The sequence below is a fragment of the Burkholderia cenocepacia genome, assembly GCF_900446215.1.
Taxonomy (GTDB): Bacteria; Pseudomonadota; Gammaproteobacteria; order Burkholderiales; family Burkholderiaceae; genus Burkholderia; species Burkholderia cenocepacia.
Window position 1 is genome coordinate 119,257 of sequence record NZ_UAQZ01000002.1, and the last position, 15,461, is coordinate 134,717.

18 protein-coding genes and 1 pseudogene are annotated in these 15,461 nt (G+C 68.0%); 11 read left to right on the forward strand and 8 right to left on the reverse strand.

Features of this window, described 5'->3' with window-relative positions; genetic code table 11:
• Nucleotides 1–20 precede the first annotated feature (20 nt).
• Genes DTA15_RS09680 through DTA15_RS09690 form a run of 3 tightly spaced genes read right to left on the reverse strand, consistent with a single transcriptional unit; the run spans nt 21 to nt 2,870 of the window.
• Entirely contained in the window at nt 21–1,457 is a 1,437-nt protein-coding gene (locus DTA15_RS09680; protein ID WP_012493683.1) for an FAD/NAD(P)-dependent oxidoreductase, read from the reverse strand.
• The gene (locus tag DTA15_RS09685; RefSeq protein ID WP_006485198.1) at nt 1,454–1,753 is read right to left on the reverse strand and encodes a (2Fe-2S)-binding protein; all 300 of its coding nucleotides are present in this window, start codon (nt 1,751–1,753) and stop codon (nt 1,454–1,456) included. Before DTA15_RS09685 ends, DTA15_RS09680 begins: the two co-directional genes overlap by 4 nt.
• Nucleotides 1,746–2,870: an NAD(P)/FAD-dependent oxidoreductase gene (locus DTA15_RS09690; RefSeq protein WP_006485211.1), complete on the reverse strand. Its 1,125-nt coding sequence runs from the start codon at nt 2,868–2,870 to the stop codon at nt 1,746–1,748. The genes DTA15_RS09685 and DTA15_RS09690 overlap by 8 nt, the downstream gene beginning before the upstream one ends.
• A gap of 149 nt (nt 2,871–3,019) precedes the next feature.
• Here DTA15_RS09690 and DTA15_RS09695 point away from each other — a divergent pair, with 149 nt between their 5' ends.
• Nucleotides 3,020–3,934 carry a LysR substrate-binding domain-containing protein gene (locus DTA15_RS09695; RefSeq protein ID WP_006485209.1) on the forward strand — a complete coding sequence of 305 codons (915 nt, stop codon included), beginning with the start codon at nt 3,020–3,022 and terminating at the stop codon, nt 3,932–3,934.
• Nucleotides 3,935–4,001: 67 nt separating this feature from the next.
• On the opposite strand, the gene shc is transcribed toward DTA15_RS09695, so the two are convergent.
• A complete protein-coding gene (shc, locus tag DTA15_RS09700; RefSeq protein WP_012493685.1) occupies nt 4,002–6,041 on the reverse strand; it encodes a squalene--hopene cyclase in 2,040 nt (679 codons plus the stop codon).
• 52 nt (nt 6,042–6,093) lie between these two features.
• On the opposite strand from shc, the gene DTA15_RS09705 reads away from it, so the two are divergent.
• Nucleotides 6,094–6,780, forward strand: coding sequence for a TetR/AcrR family transcriptional regulator (locus tag DTA15_RS09705; protein ID WP_006483360.1), 687 nt, complete (start codon nt 6,094–6,096; stop codon nt 6,778–6,780).
• Nucleotides 6,781–6,977: 197 nt separating this feature from the next.
• Here the strand turns inward: DTA15_RS09705 and DTA15_RS09710 are convergent, their stop codons facing one another.
• Nucleotides 6,978–7,886: a LysR family transcriptional regulator gene (locus DTA15_RS09710; protein ID WP_006483380.1), complete on the reverse strand. Its 909-nt coding sequence runs from the start codon at nt 7,884–7,886 to the stop codon at nt 6,978–6,980.
• Nucleotides 7,887–8,016: 130 nt separating this feature from the next.
• Between DTA15_RS09710 and DTA15_RS09715 the strand changes: the two genes are divergently transcribed.
• The 5 genes and pseudogenes from DTA15_RS09715 to DTA15_RS39430 all read left to right on the forward strand — a co-directional run.
• A complete protein-coding gene (locus DTA15_RS09715) occupies nt 8,017–8,427 on the forward strand; it encodes a (R)-mandelonitrile lyase (RefSeq protein ID WP_012493687.1) in 411 nt (136 codons plus the stop codon).
• Nucleotides 8,424–9,350 carry a carboxymuconolactone decarboxylase family protein gene (locus DTA15_RS09720; protein WP_338010763.1) on the forward strand — a complete coding sequence of 309 codons (927 nt, stop codon included), beginning with the start codon at nt 8,424–8,426 and terminating at the stop codon, nt 9,348–9,350. Before DTA15_RS09715 ends, DTA15_RS09720 begins: the two co-directional genes overlap by 4 nt.
• A 28-nt stretch (nt 9,351–9,378) precedes the next feature.
• A complete protein-coding gene (locus DTA15_RS09725) occupies nt 9,379–10,116 on the forward strand; it encodes an SDR family oxidoreductase (RefSeq protein WP_006483394.1) in 738 nt (245 codons plus the stop codon).
• 48 nt (nt 10,117–10,164) lie between these two features.
• Nucleotides 10,165–10,392: a tautomerase family protein gene (locus tag DTA15_RS09730; RefSeq protein WP_006483372.1), complete on the forward strand. Its 228-nt coding sequence runs from the start codon at nt 10,165–10,167 to the stop codon at nt 10,390–10,392.
• 100 nt (nt 10,393–10,492) lie between these two features.
• A pseudogene (locus DTA15_RS39430) lies at nt 10,493–10,638 on the forward strand (LysR family transcriptional regulator); the annotation flags it as partial.
• A gap of 41 nt (nt 10,639–10,679) precedes the next feature.
• Here the strand turns inward: DTA15_RS39430 and DTA15_RS09740 are convergent.
• The 3 genes from DTA15_RS09740 to DTA15_RS09750 are packed head-to-tail and all read right to left on the reverse strand — an operon-like array spanning nt 10,680 to nt 12,932.
• Nucleotides 10,680–11,045 carry a hypothetical protein gene (locus DTA15_RS09740; protein ID WP_006483389.1) on the reverse strand — a complete coding sequence of 122 codons (366 nt, stop codon included), beginning with the start codon at nt 11,043–11,045 and terminating at the stop codon, nt 10,680–10,682.
• Nucleotides 11,042–11,989, reverse strand: a complete 948-nt coding sequence (locus DTA15_RS09745) for an alpha/beta hydrolase (RefSeq protein WP_006483376.1) — start codon at nt 11,987–11,989, stop codon at nt 11,042–11,044. The genes DTA15_RS09740 and DTA15_RS09745 overlap by 4 nt, the downstream gene beginning before the upstream one ends.
• 49 nt (nt 11,990–12,038) lie before the next feature.
• On the reverse strand, nt 12,039–12,932 hold the full coding sequence (locus DTA15_RS09750) for a LysR substrate-binding domain-containing protein (protein ID WP_006483383.1): 894 nt from the start codon (nt 12,930–12,932) through the stop codon (nt 12,039–12,041).
• A 167-nt stretch (nt 12,933–13,099) separates the two neighbouring features.
• On the opposite strand from DTA15_RS09750, the gene DTA15_RS09755 reads away from it, so the two are divergent.
• The 4 genes from DTA15_RS09755 to DTA15_RS09775 all read left to right on the forward strand — a co-directional run bounded on the left by DTA15_RS09755 (nt 13,100) and on the right by DTA15_RS09775 (nt 15,325).
• The gene (locus tag DTA15_RS09755; RefSeq protein WP_006483378.1) at nt 13,100–13,630 is read left to right on the forward strand and encodes a hypothetical protein; all 531 of its coding nucleotides are present in this window, start codon (nt 13,100–13,102) and stop codon (nt 13,628–13,630) included.
• Nucleotides 13,623–13,949, forward strand: a complete 327-nt coding sequence (locus DTA15_RS09760; RefSeq protein ID WP_006483371.1) for a hypothetical protein — start codon at nt 13,623–13,625, stop codon at nt 13,947–13,949. The genes DTA15_RS09755 and DTA15_RS09760 overlap by 8 nt, the downstream gene beginning before the upstream one ends.
• Nucleotides 13,950–13,967: 18 nt before the next feature.
• Complete coding sequence (locus DTA15_RS09765; RefSeq protein WP_006483377.1) at nt 13,968–14,813, forward strand: MBL fold metallo-hydrolase; 846 nt, start codon at nt 13,968–13,970, stop codon at nt 14,811–14,813.
• Nucleotides 14,814–15,070: 257 nt separating this feature from the next.
• Entirely contained in the window at nt 15,071–15,325 is a 255-nt protein-coding gene (locus tag DTA15_RS09775; protein WP_006491564.1) for a VOC family protein, read from the forward strand.
• Nucleotides 15,326–15,461: the final 136 nt, after the last annotated feature.

Here is a 15,461-nt window from a genome sequence, read left to right on the forward strand (position 1 = left end):
GGGAAGAGTGGGCGTGCGCGTCAGCTCGGGAATTCGCCGCGCTGAAAATCGTTCGACAGTTCGAGGGCGTCGGCCATCTCGCCGACGGTGACCGGCTTGATCGGCGCGCGGATCCGGTAGTGACCGACGTCGCCGACGCCGCGCTGCTGCACGTCGGCGATCAGTTCGCCGACCGTCGTGCCGCACCAGCGCCCCTGGCACGGACCCATTCCGCAGCGCGTAAACGCCTTCATCTGGTTCGGCCCCTGGCAGCCGAGCGCCGCGAGCTGGCGAATCTCGCCGGCCGTGACTTCCTCGCAGCGGCACACGATCGTGTCGTCGTCGGGGCGGCGCAGCGCGGCGGGCGGCGTATACAGCGCGTCGAGCAGCGGGCGCACCGCGAGATGGCGGCGCCATGCACGCAGCACCGGGCGTTCGCGTGCGGCCTGCCGTTGCGCGTCGAGCGCACCGAGTTGCCGGGCGATGTCGAGCGCCGCCACTTCGCCGGCGAGTGCCGCCGCCTGTGCGCCGCCGATCCCTGCGCCGTCGCCCGCGATCCAGACGTGCGGCACGCTGCTGCGGCCGCGCGCGTCGCGCTGCGGGCGCCAGCATGCCGACGCTTCGTCCCATTCATGCGCGCAGCCGAGCGCGCGCGCGAGCTGCGTCGACGGAATGACGCCCTGATGCAGCAGCACGAGGGACGTGTCGAGCGCTTGCACGACGCCTTCCGCGTCGCGAAAGCGGATGCGTTCGGCGCGATCGTCGCCGTCGATGCGGATGTCGGTGGCGCCGCGATAGACGGGAATCCCGGCGTCGCGCACCGCACGCAGCATGCGCCAGCCCTTGAGCAGATAGTCGACGCCGCGCAGTGCCGGCAGCGCATGGGGAAGCGCGCGGCGCCACGCGTCGCGCGGTGTCGTATCGACCAGCGCGCGCACGCGCCGGCCCGCATTCAGCAATTGCGCGGCGAACAGCCACAGCAGCGGGCCGCTGCCCGCCAGCACGGCGTCGGCCGACGGCGCGAGGCCCGACGCTTTCAGCAGCGTTTGCGCGGCGCCGACGCCCATCACGCCGGGCAACGTCCAGCCGGGCACCGGCCACGGCCGCTCCTGCGCGCCGGTCGCGATCAGCACCGCGCGCGCGCCGATTTCGAGCGTGCCGCGCGACGGGCCGCTCTGCGTGAGCATCGCGACGGGTGTCGGTTCGAATGCGACCTGCCACACGACGCTGCGCGGCAGGTAATGCGCGCCGCTGGCGAGCAGGCCGTCGACGAGCGGCCGGCCGGCCGCATAGTCGGCGCCAAGCCATTGCGCGAGCGGCGCCGGCGCATCGGCCACGTTGCGGTAGATCTGGCCGCCGGGCGCGCGGCCTTCGTCCGCGACGACGACCGACAAGCCGGCCGCACGCGCGGCGATGGCTGCCGCCATCCCGGCCGGCCCGGCGCCGACGATCAGCAGGTCGCACTGGCGGCGCGTCATGCGAGCCTCGCCTTGCCGTGCATCGCGCGCACCTGCATGCCGTCGGCGACGGGCGTCATGCAGCCTTGCACGTTCGGGACGCCGTCGATTTCGACGAGGCAGTCGAAGCACACGCCCATCATGCAGAACGGGCCGCGCGGCGCGCCGCTCACGGCGCTCGTGCGGCACGCGGCCGAACCGGCGGCGAGCATCGCGGCCGCGACGCTGTATTGCGCGGGCACGTCGTGCGGCGTGCCGTCGATATGGATGCGCACGCGTTCGAGCGTCGCGGCGGCGGGAACGAGGGATTCAAACATGCCGGGCTTCCGTGGGCGCGTCAAAGCGCGCGGTGGTAAAGGCGGACAGGTCGGCCGGCGCGGCGCCGCCGGCGATCCACGGCGCGACGAGATCGGCGTGGGTTGCCGCGAGCGTCACGCCGCTGTGGCAGATCGCGATGAACGCGCCGGGATGCGTGGTCGACGCCTCGTAGACGGGCAGGCCGTCGGGCGTCATGATGCGCAGCGCGCCCCACGCGCGCACGATGCGTGCATGCGCGAGCGCGGGGAAGGCGGTGCGTGCGCGACGCGCGATGTCGACCATCGCCGGGCGCGTCTGGCCGTCGTCGAAGCCGACGTCTTCGGCCGAGTCGCCGAGCAGCACCGAGCCTTCCGGCGTCTGCCGGACGACGAGCGTCGGATAGTCGAGAAACGGCGCGAGCCGTTCGGTGACCATGATCTGGCCGCGCAACGGCGAGATCGGTGCGCGCAGGTCGACCATCGGCGCGAGCCGCGCGTTGTCGAGGCCGGCCGCGAGCACCACGCGCCCGGCTTCGAGCCGCGCGTGGCGCGTGTCGATCTCGAAGCGCCCGGCGTGCGGGCGGATTTCGCTGACCTCGCTGCGCGGCAGATAGACACCGCCGCACCGCTGAAACGCCTGCAGCATCGCGCGCAGCGTATAGAGCGGATTCGCGTGACCGTCGTTCGGCGACCACAGCGCGCCGGCCAGCGACGGCGACGCCGACGGAATGCGCCGGCGCAGCGCCGCCGGATCGAGGACTTCGTACGACAGCGCGGCTTCCTGCCGGCGCAGCGATTCGAGCAGGTCGGTCGCGCCGTCGAGTTCCGCGCGGTGTTCGAACAGCTCGATGCCGCCCGGGCGTTCGAACGCGCAGTCGACGCCGGTTTCGCGCTGCAACTGCGCCCCGAACGCATGCCAGCGCTCGGACGATTCGCGCGACCAGCGCGCATAGGGCACGCAGCGGCCGCCTTTGCCCTGCACCCACACGAGCCCGAAATTGCCGCGCGCCGCGCGAAACGCGATGTCGTCGCCGTCGCACACCGCGACGCGCTGGCCGAGACGCGCGATGCCCCACGCGATGGCCATGCCGACGAGACCGCCGCCGGCCACGACGACGTCGAAGCGGCGCACGGTCATGCGCGGCTCCGGTGTCGCGGGTGAGGCGGTTGCGTGTTATATCCCATGGCGGCGCGGCTCCTTGCTTTCGGTACGTTGCGGAACCGATGTTCGGACAGGCAAAATGTGCTGTCCAATACAGCTTGATCAACGCTCCATAATCCAGTGTTATGACCACGCCCTCGCTCAGGATTCGTCAGATCGAAGCGTTTCGCGCGGTGATGCAGCGCCATACCGTCACACGCGCGGCACGCGATCTCCATATCTCGCAGCCGGCCGTGAGCCGGCTGATCGCCGATCTCGAGGACCGGATCGGCTTCGTGCTGTTCGAGCGGCAGCAGGGGCGTTTCACGCCGACCGCGCAGGCGCGCGTGCTGTACGAGGAGGTCGAACGCGCGTTCGTCGGGCTCGACCGCGTCGCGCACGCCGCCGAGCAGATCCGCGCGATGCGGCGCGGCACGCTGCGCGTGGCCGGCTCGCCCGCCGTCGCGCTCGATCTGCTGCCCGAACTCGTCACGCGTTTCTCGCACGCGCATCCGGGTGTCGACATCACGCTGCTCGCGCACAGCGCGTCCACCGTCGTCGACAAGGTCGCGTCCGGGCAATGCGATGTGGGGCTGATCGCGGAACCCGTCCCGCACCCGGCGGTGCGTGGCGAGCGGCTCGCGGAAGCCGCGATGTGCTGCATCGTGCCGCGCGGGCACCGGCTCGCGCGCAAGCGCGTCGTGCAGCCGGCCGACCTGCGCGACGAAGCGTTCATCTCGTTTCCGCCGAGCTTCGAGGCGCGCAGCGCGATCGATCGCGTATTCGTGGAAGTCGGCGTGTCGCGCGTGCTGTCGATCGAGGCGCAACTGTCGCAGACGATCGTCGCGTTCGTCGCGAACGGCGCGGGCGTCGCGCTGATCGATCCGGTGACGGCCGCGTATGCGGGCCAGCGCGTGGCCGTCAAGCCGTTCGAGCCGGCCGTGCCCGATCACTTCTATCTGGTGACGTCCGCGTCGCAGCCGCTGTCGATGATCGGCGACGCGTTCTGCGCGGATTTGCGCGACGCGTTCGCCAGGATGCGGGAGCAGGGGGCCGGGTGATCCGGCCGGGAAGGAATGGCCGCGGCGGTCGCGCCGGGGGCGTCGGCGCACCCCGGCGCGCGACCGCTCAGGCGAGCGCCGTGTCGGCGGCCACCAGCGCGGCCGGGGGCGCCGCGGCAGCACCCGCCAGCCGCCGATAACGCGCGAGCGCCCACAGCGGGAAGTACGCGGTATAGCCGTGATACTTCAGGTAGAAGATGCGCGGGAAGCCCGGCGCATTGTGCGAGCGGTGCCACCAGAAGCCGTCTTCCTGCTGCACCGACTGCAGATACGCGATGCCGCGCTTCACCGAATCGGATTCGCAGTCGCCGAACGCCATCTGCGCGAGCAGCGCCCACGCGGTGCAGTTCGACGTGCTCTCGCCGCCGTTCGTGCCGGCCAGCGTCGGGTCGAGGTAGCTGTCGTTCGTCTCGCCCCAGCCGCCGTCCGCGTGCTGCCGCGCGCGCAGCCAGTCGAGCGCGCGGGCGATATAGGGCTGCGACTTGTCCTCGCCCGCGAGCGCGAGACCGGCCAGCACGCTCCACGTGCCATAGAGGTAGTTCGTGCCCCAGCGCCCCCACCAACTGCCGTCGGGCTGTTGCGTGCGCTTCACGTAGTCGATGCAGCGCGCGAGCGACGCGCGGTCTTCCGCGCGCTTCGTCACGCCGAAGCACAGCAGTACGCGGCCCGATACGTCCTCGGTGGGCGGGTCGAGCAGCGCGCCGTGATCGGCGAACGGGATCGCGTTCAGATACATGCGGTCGCAGTCGGCGTCGAACGCCGCGAAGCCGCCGTTGCGCGATTGCAGCCCGCGCATCCAGTCCAGCGCGCGTGCGACGCGCGGCGCGTACGGATTCGTGCCGTCCGCGTGGCGATGCGTGCGGCCGCGGCGATCGAGCATCGCGGTGACGAGCGCGCTGTCGTCGATGTCCGGGTAGTACGGGTTCGCGTACTGGAACGCCCAGCCGCCCGGTTCGACGTCGGCCGGGACGTTCTCGATCCAGTCGCCGCGCAGGTCGTTCACCTGCCGCGCGGCCAGCCAGTCGTACGCGCGTGCGATGCGCTCGTCGAGTTCGCGCAGCGTGCCGGCAGCCGTCTCGCCGGTTTCCGGCGCCGCGACACCGCGCGCCTGCTCGAGCGCCATCGTGCTCCAGGCGGTATCCCAGACCGGCGACAGGCACGGCTGGCAATACACGCTGCCGTCCGGCCGCGTGACCAGCAGCTTTTCCAGCGCGTTTTCGCAATCGCGACGCAGCGGATGGTCGTCCGGATAGCCGAGCACCTGCATCATCTGGTAGCTGTAGACGATCGGCGGGAAGATGCCGCCGAGCCCGTCCTCGCCGTTCATCCGTTCCGCGCACCACGCTTGCGCATGCCGGATCGCGCGCTGCCGCAGGCGCTTCGGCATCAGCGGCTCGATATGCCGTACCGCGCGGTCGAGCGCGAGGAACAGCCGGCGCATGCCGCGCGCGGGCGGGAAGTAGCGGCGTTCCTGTTCCGGCGGCGTGACGAACAGCTCGCGGATCGAGACGTTGCGCGGATTGCGTGCACGCGCCTTCAGCGAGCACAGCACCAGCAGCGGCACCATCGTCGTGCGCGCCCAGTACGCGACCTTGTACATCGAGATCGGCACCCACTTCGGGAACAGCACGAATTCGATCGGCATGAACGGCGCCGCGCGCCACGGCACCTGGCCGAACGTCGCGAGCAGGATGCGGGTGAACACGTTCGAGCGCGCCGCGCCGCCGAGCTTCAGGATCGCGTCGCGCGCGCGGATCATGTGCGGCGCCTGTTCGCTGTCGCCGGCCGCCTTCAGCGCGAAGTACGCCTTCACGCTGCACGACACGTCCGGCGCGCCGTCGACGTACAGATCCCAGGCGCCGTGCGTGTCGAGCCGCTGGTTCGCGCGCAGGTAGCGCGCCATCTTCTCCTGGCGCACGTCGTCGATCCGGTCCATGAAATGCATCATCAGGATGTATTCCGCGGTGATCGTCGCGTCGGATTCGAGTTCGAAACACCAGCTGCCGTCGGGCTGCTGAAGGCGCACGAGTGCGTCGCGTCCACGGGCGATGGCAGTGTCGAGCGTGGACCAGGGAGAGGGGGCCGATTTGTTCATGCGGCGGATCATACCATCCAGCCGGAATGTTTATCTCGAGACGTGCAGTGCTACCATCCGCACCATGAAAAAACGCCTCGAACCCGCGCCGCGCGACGTGTCCGCGCCCGTCGAACCGACCGGAGCGCCCGACGCACGGGCCCCTGAAGGATCATCGGCGCCGCCGGCTGCCGCCGTGGCCGGCGTGCGGCGAAAAAAAGCGCCGGACCAGGTGCGCGCGCAATTGCTGGCGGCTGCATCGGAGATCGCGACGCATCACGGCGTGGCCGCATTGACGCTCGATGCGGTGGCCGAGCGTGCCGGCGTGACGAAAGGCGCGCTGCAATATCACTTCGCGAACAAGCAGGGGCTGCTGGATGCGCTGTTCGGGCAGGCGACCGAGCGGTTCGGCGCGCAGATGGCCGCGCGGATGGCGACGGATTCCGGCGGCGACGGCGCGGCGGCGCGCGCGTATCTGCATGCGGTGCTCGATGCGGCCAATCCGGCCGCGAGTACCGACGTGCTGCGCGTGCTGGTCGCGTCGATGATCACCGAGCAGGACACGCGCGCGCGCTGGTCGGTGCCGATGCGCGAATGGACGCGGCCCGACCCGGTGCCGCTCGAGCAGGCCGCGACGCTGATGATCTGCCGGCTCGCGGCCGACGGGTTGTGGATTTCCGAACTGCTCGACAGCATCGAGATATCGGACGAATTGCGCGCGGAAATCGTCCGGCAGCTCGATGCGATGAGCCGGGGCGTGTTTCCGAAGTGATGCGCGGCACGGGATCGATGTCGTCAGGCGAGATTCTGTCGCGCGACGGCGGGTTCGACGTGCCACGCGTATCGAGGTCGTGATGGCCGATCACGTTTGGCCGGGACTCCACCCCGTTCCGTTCGATCCCGCGGCAGCGCGTGCATGGGGCATGGCCTTTCGGAAGCTGCCGGCTACTGAACCACGGGCGTGACCGCTCATCCTTGCCGCGGGTTGCGCTGATACCCGGCCCTGAGCGCGTCGACCACGAGTTCCACCGCCCGCGACGATTTGCGCCGGCTCGGGTAATAGACGTGATGCCCGACAAACGTCGGAAACCAGTCCTCCAGCACCCAGCCGAGCCGGCCGGCTTCGACGTGATGCGCGACCAGATCCTTCGGCACATATGCGAGCCCGAAGCCGGCGAGCGCCGCGTCGACCATCTGATAGACGTTGTTGAACGTCAACTGCCCTTCGACGCGAACCTGCAACTCGCGGCGTCCCTTACTCAACTCCCACGATAGCAGCGCGTTTCTGGTCGGCAACCGCAGATTGATGCAGTTGTGTTGTGTCAGGTCCTGCGGCGTTTTCGTCGCGGGCCGGGACGCGAGGTAATCGGGAGAACCGATGATCGACATCGTCATGTCCGGCGCGATACGCTGCGCGATCATGTCCTTGGCAACCTGGTCGCCGAGCCGTATGCCGATGTCGTAGCGACCCGCGACGAGGTCGGTCAGACCATAGTCGTTCACCAGCTCGACCTTGAGCGCCGGATACCGGCGCAGCAGCGGTTGCAGCCGTGGCCACACGTACTCGTTCGCCGCATAGTCGGTCGCGGTGATCCGGACGTTGCCGGCCGGCTGGTCCGTCATCGCGCGCAGCGATTCCAGTTCCACCTCGATTTCCTGAAAGCGTGGGGCGATCGATTCCAGCAACCGCTGGCCGGCCTCGGTCGGCGACACGCTGCGCGTCGTGCGCGTCAGCAACGGAATGCCCATGCGCCCCTCCAGCGCGCGCACCGTTCGGCTCAACGCCGATTGAGACACGCCGAGTTGCGCGGCCGCCCGCGTGAAATTGCGCTCGCGCGCGACGGTCATGAACGCCGCCAGATCGTTGAAGTCTTCCATTGATTCATGCACCACAGCATAGGCCTATGCCGATTTTGCCATCTAGTCGCATGAATCGCGAGTCATTAAAGTGGGATGGCTGGCCGCCGGAGCGATCCATGCGGCACCTTTTTCGGCAGAGGACGACATCATGGAACTGAAGCGCGCGGGCTCGCAGCCCTCGATCAAGGGCCCCGACGAATGGTTCACCGGCGCGGTCCGGATCGACCCGCTGAACGCACCGCCGCCGCCGGCGCGCGTGTCGTGCGCCAGCGTGACGTTCGAGCCGGGCGCACGCACCGCATGGCACACGCATCCGCTCGGCCAGACGCTGCTCGTGACCGCCGGCTGCGGCTGGACGCAATGCGACGGCGAGCCGCGCGTCGAGATCCGCGCGGGCGACGTGATCTGGTGCCCGCCCGGTCACAAGCACTGGCACGGCGCGACGTCGACCACCGCGATGACCCATATCGCGATTCAGGAAGCGCTCGACGGCAAGAACGTCGACTGGCTGGACAAGGTGACGGACGAGCAATACCTCGGTAGCGGCGAACCGCAATGAACGCGCCCGCTGCCCTGACTCCGATGCCAGCTGGAGGTCGTTGGCCGCGTCGGTTGGCGGGGCGAAAAGCGATGGACGCAACGTCAACCGGCCCGAACCCGTCACCGATGTGCAATACGGCGCACGGTGACGATCGCACGCGTCGCCCGTTGCGGTTCGTCGCCGCGACGGGCCTGGCGCTGCTCGCCGCCGCGTGCACTCACATGCAAAGGACCGACACCATGCAGGAACCCTTGTCTTCCCCCGATTTGAAAGCGGTCGCCCCGGCCTTCGAGCGATACACGACGCACACCGTGTTCGACGGCTTGTGGAAGCGGCCGCACCTGTCGCCGCGCGATCGCAGCATCGTGACGCTGTCGGTGCTGATCGCCCGCGGCCAGACCGTCGAGATGCCGCTGCATGTCCGCCTCGCGCTGGATCACGGCGTGAAGCCCGCGGAAATATCGGAAATGATCGCGCACCTGGCCTTTTACGCGGGATGGGCCAACGCGAGCGCCGCGTCGATCGTCGTCAAGCACGTCTATGACGAACGCGGCATCGGGCCCGATCAGCTTGCGCCGGCGGACGCCACGCCGCTGCCGCTGAACGAGGCGGCCGAGGCGCAGCGCGCACGGACGGTCGCGGAAAACTTCGGCGCCGTCGCGCCGGGCGTGGTCGAGTACACGACCGATGCGCTGTTTCGCGACCTGTGGCTTCGCCCGGGGCTCGCGCCGCGCGACCGCAGCCTGGTGACGGTGAGTGCGCTCGTCGCCAACGGCCAGGTGGCGCAGATCCCGTATCACCTGAACCGCGCGATGGACAACGGGCTCACGCAGGCCGAGGCATCCGAGGCGTTGACGCAACTGGCGTTCTACGCGGGATGGCCGAACGTCTTTTCGGCGATGCCCGTGTTCAAGGATGTGTTTTCACGGCGCGCGGCGTGACCTGCGCGCAACTGAAGAGAGGAACATCATGACCGACAACATCGACGGCAAGGTCGTCGTTATTACCGGCGCGAGCAGCGGCCTCGGCGAAGAAACCGCGCGGCATCTGGCGCAACGTGGTGCGAAGCTGGTGCTCGGCGCGCGTCGCGTGGACCGGCTGGAGCGGCTCGCCGACGAAATCGGCGCGGGACGGCAAGCGATGCTCGAAACGGACGTCACCGAACGCGACGCAGTCCAGCGCCTGGTCGACCGCGCGGTCGACCTGCACGGCCGCATCGACGTGATGCTGAACAACGCGGGGCTGATGCCGAGCTCGATGCTCGAACGCCTGCACGTCGACGAATGGGACCGGATGATCGACGTCAACATCAAGGGCGTGCTGTATGGCATCGCCGCCGCGCTGCCGCACATGATCCGGCAGAAGGGCGGGCACATCATCAACGTGTCGTCCGTGGCCGGGCACAAGGTCGGCCCGGGCGGCGCCGTGTACGCGGCGACCAAGCATGCGGTGCGCGCGCTGACCGAAGGCTTGCGGCAGGAGGTCAAGCCGCACAACATCCGCACGACCATCCTGTCGCCGGGGGCGGTGGCGACCGAGCTGACCCGGACCATTACCGACCCGGACGTCGCGAAGGGCATGAGCCAGGTGTATCAGCAGGCCATCCCGGCATCGGCGTTCGCGCGCGCGGTGGAATACGCGATGAGCCAGCCCGACGACGTGGACATCAACGAAGTGCTGTTCCGGCCCACGAATCAGGCCTATTGAGTACGGCCGCGCGCATGCGGCCGTTGTCGAATGTCGGAGAAGAACGCTATGCCCCACATCATCGTCAAAGCGTGGCCCGGGAAAACCGAGGAGCAGAAGCAACGTCTGGCGGACGCCATCACACGCGACGTGATGACGATACTCGGTTATGGTCAGGAGTCCGTGTCAGTCGGCTTCGAGGAAATTCCCTCGGATAGGTGGAAGGAAGAAGTCTATCGTCCGGATATCGAGGCGCGTGCCGCAACGCTGTACAAAAAACCGGGCTACCGGATGTAAGCGCGCATCGCAGGCACGCCGGCTTTGACACGGGTCGCTCTGCAAGTGCAAGTCCCCGTGCCGAAGCCACGATGAAGTGCGGCTGCGCCTATGTCGACGCGGCGCGCTCGTCGAGGTGTTGCCGGGGACTGGCGGCCCGAGCCGCTCGCCGCATCGCTCGCCGTCGCTCATCGGCGTAACCTTTCGCCGTGCGTGCGGGCTTTCATGGACTGGATCGGGGGCGTATTGGCGCCGTATCTGGATTAGCGGGGTAGGGGCGACGTGTCGGGGGATGTGGTCCGTTGGCGTTATGCAAACTTGCCGACATCCGCGGCTTCCTTGACGAATCGTCCGGTCGCCAGCAGCGCCTGTTCGATGTCAGCGACGATGGCCCGATTGTTGACCGGCGCGGTCACGCACCATCCCCAGAGATCGTCGTCGATTTCATAGTGGCCGCGGGCATACGACCAATAGCTGAAATAGCGGTCCTGCGACCCGGCGATCTGCGGGTCGTCGAGGCCGTCCGGATGCGCGAGCCGGACGGAATGCAGCGCATCCCGGAGCATGGCGGCGACGTCGGGAAAGTCGGCCGCACGATGGTCGTCGAGTATTTCGACCAGCAGATCGCTACCGTGATAAACCGGTCGAACCCGGAATCGAATCGTGTGGATCATCGCTCGGTTTTTTGTTGCGGAAACGCGTGGCGCGCGCACCGATCGTCTGGCGATGCCTGAACGAACGCCGCAATGGCTTCCACCACACCGCTTGCCAAAGGGAGATCCGGGTTCGAATACGCGGCAAGATTGTCGTCGAGCGTATCCGTGTGAACGGCCTTGAGCACGTGATTGGCATTCGCGACGATCGTCAGCCGGGCGCCTGGACTCGCGTCCTTCAACCGTTGCGCGTCCTGCACGCCCACCTGAATATCGCGCGCGCCCTGCACGATCAGCACCGGTTTCGCATACCCGGCCAGAAGGGCCGCCGGATCGATGGCCAGTTCGCTCATCAGGAACCGCTGAACCTGCGGCCTGAACAACGGCATCAGTGCAGGATCGATCGTGGCTGCGTCGACCGTCTTCCCGGCTTCGAGCGATTCGAGTATCGACATCGCGTTGCCCAGAACGGCGGCATTCGCGGGGTTCGACCGCAGTTGCTGCGTCAACACCTGTGCGAGCGGCCGCCCCGGCGTGGACACGAGGATCAGGCCGTGGATGTCGGCGGTTTGCCGCGCCGCCGACAACGCGACCCATCCTCCCTCGCTATGCCCCAGCACCCATACGCGGCGCGCACCGGTCCGCGCACGGATGGCCGCCACCCACGCGCGGACGTCTGCCGCGTAGTCGTCGATCGTGACGTCGTCCGCTTCCGCGATCGCCGAAGCGCTACCGTACATGCCGCGCTTGTCGATGCGAACCGACGCGATACCTTGGCCGAGCAATCCTTCGGCGAGCAACCGGTAAGTCGATGCCTGAAGGCCGTTTGGTCCGTTGCCGTTCCGGTCGGTCGGACCCGATCCCGGCACGATCAGCACCACCGGAGCATCGCCCGCCGCTGGAGACGACAGCGTGCCGCTCAGCGGGCCGACAGGCCCCGGTATTTCGATTTCCGTCTGCATCATGTGTGAATGACGTTCCTGATCCGTGTGGTGATGAACTTCGGGCACGGCATCAACGTACCGAATCCCGCGCCTCGCCAAGCACCCATTCCGCAAACGCCTGTACCGGCGCCGCGCTCAATTCGATCGGCTCGGGCAGCACGAGGCAGAAGTTTTTTGTCACCGCTTTGCCGTCCGGCCAGGGCGCGACCAGACGCCCTTGCTCAAGCTCGGCCCCGATGTAAAGGCGCGGCACCAGTGCGACACCGAGGCCGGCCAGCGCGGCCTCGATCAGCATCGAATGGAGATCGTATCGCGGGCCGACCGCCGAATTGGTCAGCACGATGCCGGCCTCCTGCGCATAGATCTGCCACGCATCCGGATTCTGCCGCCGGTGAAGGCGCGGGAGCGCATCCAGCGACGGGTTCGCGCCAGCGTCTTCGAGCAGCGACGGGCTGCAGACGGGCACCAGCACCTCTTCCAGCAGCGGATGCAGATGCATGCCGGCCCACGCCGGATGCGCGAAATGAATGGCTGCGTCGAATCCGCTGCCGGCCAGGAGGAACGGCTCCATCCGTTCGGCGATGTGCACGGTGATGGTCGGATGCCGATCCTGAAAGCGCTTCAGCCGGGGGATCAGCCAGCGGGTCGCGAAGGTCGGAATCGCGGCGATATCGAGACTCGCGCCTGCCACGGGCTGGCCCATCAGATACAGGCTGTCCCGTTCCAGCCGATCGAGAATCTCGCGCACCTGCACCGCGTATCGCGTGCCGTTGGGCGCCAGCCGCACGCGGTTGCCGACGCGCTCGAACAGCGTCACGCCCAGAAACGCCTCCAGCCGGCCGATCTGGCGACTGACGGCGCCCTCGGTGCGGGCCAGTTCGTCGGCGGCGCGGGCGAAACTGCCGTGTCGGGCCGCCGCCTCGAAGGCCAGGAGCGCGGAATTGCTCGGAATCTTGCGTCGCATCGGGATCGAGTTGGTGAGTGCGCTCGACGGCCTGCTTGATCAAATATCACTGAAGGCTGATTTTAAGTCGATATCTGCGCGGAAAACAGCAGATTAGCATTACGTCACTGCACTGAATATCCCGCATTCGAAGCCCAGGATGCACATCCGTCACGAAGGACAATCCGATGATCTACACCGTGGAATGCAGCTTCGCCGACCCTGCCAGCGAAGCCGAATGGAATGACTTCTACAGTGCCGACAAGCTGCCGGCCCTCATCTCGGTGACCGGCTTCCACACGTCGCAGCGTTTCAGGGCGGTAAGCGACGGCTGCCCCGTCTACCTGGCCATTCACACGATCGACGGCCTCGACGTGCTGACCGGAGACGAATATCGGCAGAAGGGCGGCGGCAATTTCGCGCGCTGGCAGCAACACATCACCGACTGGCACCGCAATCTCTACGGCGATATCGGTCGGGCACCGGCGGTCGATGCCGGCGAATTGCTCGCGCTGAGTGCCGGCGGGCCCGATCCGCTGATCGGGCTGGGCCTGAAGCCGCTGGCCATGCAAGCCGTGGCGCTGGCGCAGTGCCCGGCGCGTCGCTGGCTCGCGGTCCTGCCGCGCCGCGACGCCGCGCTTGCCGGGAACCTGCCGGCCGGCCTCGACCTGTATGCGCCGATGACGCCGCAACTGACGAAGCAGGCCCGCGATGCCTAACGTGACGTTCCATATCGATGCGGACCGCATGCCGCCCGATGCGCGCCTCGCCGAACTGTCCGCCGACTGCGTCGAACTCTGTACGGCGGTTCTCCAGGCAGAAGTCCGGAACGTCCACGTCATTTACGTGGCGGTCCGGCACGGATGCGGGCATCCGGTTTACGCGGAAATCCAGTATCGCGAGGCGTCGTGTCGCCCGCTCGCGGTCATGAGCGCGTTCATGGAAGCGCTGGATCGCGCGATCGTTCGCCGCACGGGCCTGACGGCGCGCATCCGTTGTTTCGGTCATGCCGCGCCGAACCTTCACGCCCGAAACTAGCCGCTGCGGAGAAGCAGGATGTCCAACGTTACGTTTCCCGGCCGGCGTGTCGGGGATTTCACGATCACCGCGATCAGCGACGGCTACCTCACGGCCAGCCTCGATTTCCTGTCGAATATCGACGTGTCCGACGCTACCGCGATGCAGCGCGCGGCCGGGCAGCACGAGCCGTCCGCCGTGCATATCAACTGCTACGTGGTGCGCGGTGCGGGCCGCACGATTCTCGTCGACGCCGGGGCCGGCGGCATCAGGCAATGGGGCGGCCGCCTGATGGACAATTTGCGGCTGGCCGGCATCGACGCTGCCGCGATCGACACCGTCCTGCTCACCCACGCCCATCCCGACCATGTCGGCGGGCTGCTCAATGCCGCCGGACAGGTTGCGTTTCCGAATGCGGAACTCGTCGCGCATCGACGCGAGGTCGGATTCTGGCGCGACGACGGCAACCTGAGCCGCGCAAGCGAGCGCGCCCGCGGCAATTTCCGGATCGCGCGTCACGCATTCGATGCTTACGGCGACGCGCTCCGGACCGTCGACGAAGGCGAGGTGCTTCCGGGGATTGCTGCGATATCCCTACCGGGACATACCGACGGACACACCGGCTACCTGCTCGAATCCGGCGATCGGGGCCTGCTCGTGTGGGGCGATATCGTGCATTTTCCGCACATCCAGATCGAACGACCGGACGTCGCGATCGCATTCGATCAGGATGCGTCGCAAGCGGCGACGACGCGTTCGCGGCTGCTGGATCGGGTCAGCTCGGAAGGGCTGCTGATCGCCGGCATGCATCTGGGCGAACCCGGCTTCGCGCGCATCAGGCGAACGCACGGCGAATACGGGCTGTTTTACGAGACCGACGCATGAGGCGATGCACGCGGACGTGCGTGGTCGATACCCGGTGCCCGTGTTGCAGGCTGCCGCTCGAGGAGGACAATCCAGCCTGGACCCTCGTCGGCGGTCGCACGTCATGGCCCCATTCCAGCCCGATGGACGGCATACCGTCACGCCGCGGATCGTCGTTGCGGATCCGCGCAACCTGATCGTCTTCATCCGCGCGGTGTTCGACGCGGGAGGCGAATTCCGTACCGGTTTGCCTGCCGAGATCCGGATCGGCCGCCGTCGTGGTGATCAGCGGCGCAGACGGCCTGCGCGGTCCGATGCCGGCGTTTTTGCACGTGTATGTCCAGGACACCGATTCGACTTGTGGACGGGCGCTCGCGGCGCAAGCGATCCCGCTGGAAGCGCCCGCCGACATGCCGTACCGCGACCGGCGGCCGATGGTGAAGGATGCGTGGAGAAACGTCTGGCAGATCGCCACGCACCAGCGCGACCTGTCGATCGACGAGATTCGTTCCAGGCTCGGCGACGGCCGGTAGCCGCGCTGCTGCCTCCTTCCCTCTGTCGCAATCGTCAAGATTCGCGTCGCGTGCGGATAAAAGCCGCCCGTTCCCCGCGCCGTTAACCCGTTCGCAGCCTTCGCGCCTCGTCTTGCGTCACGGCGCGCGTCGTTCG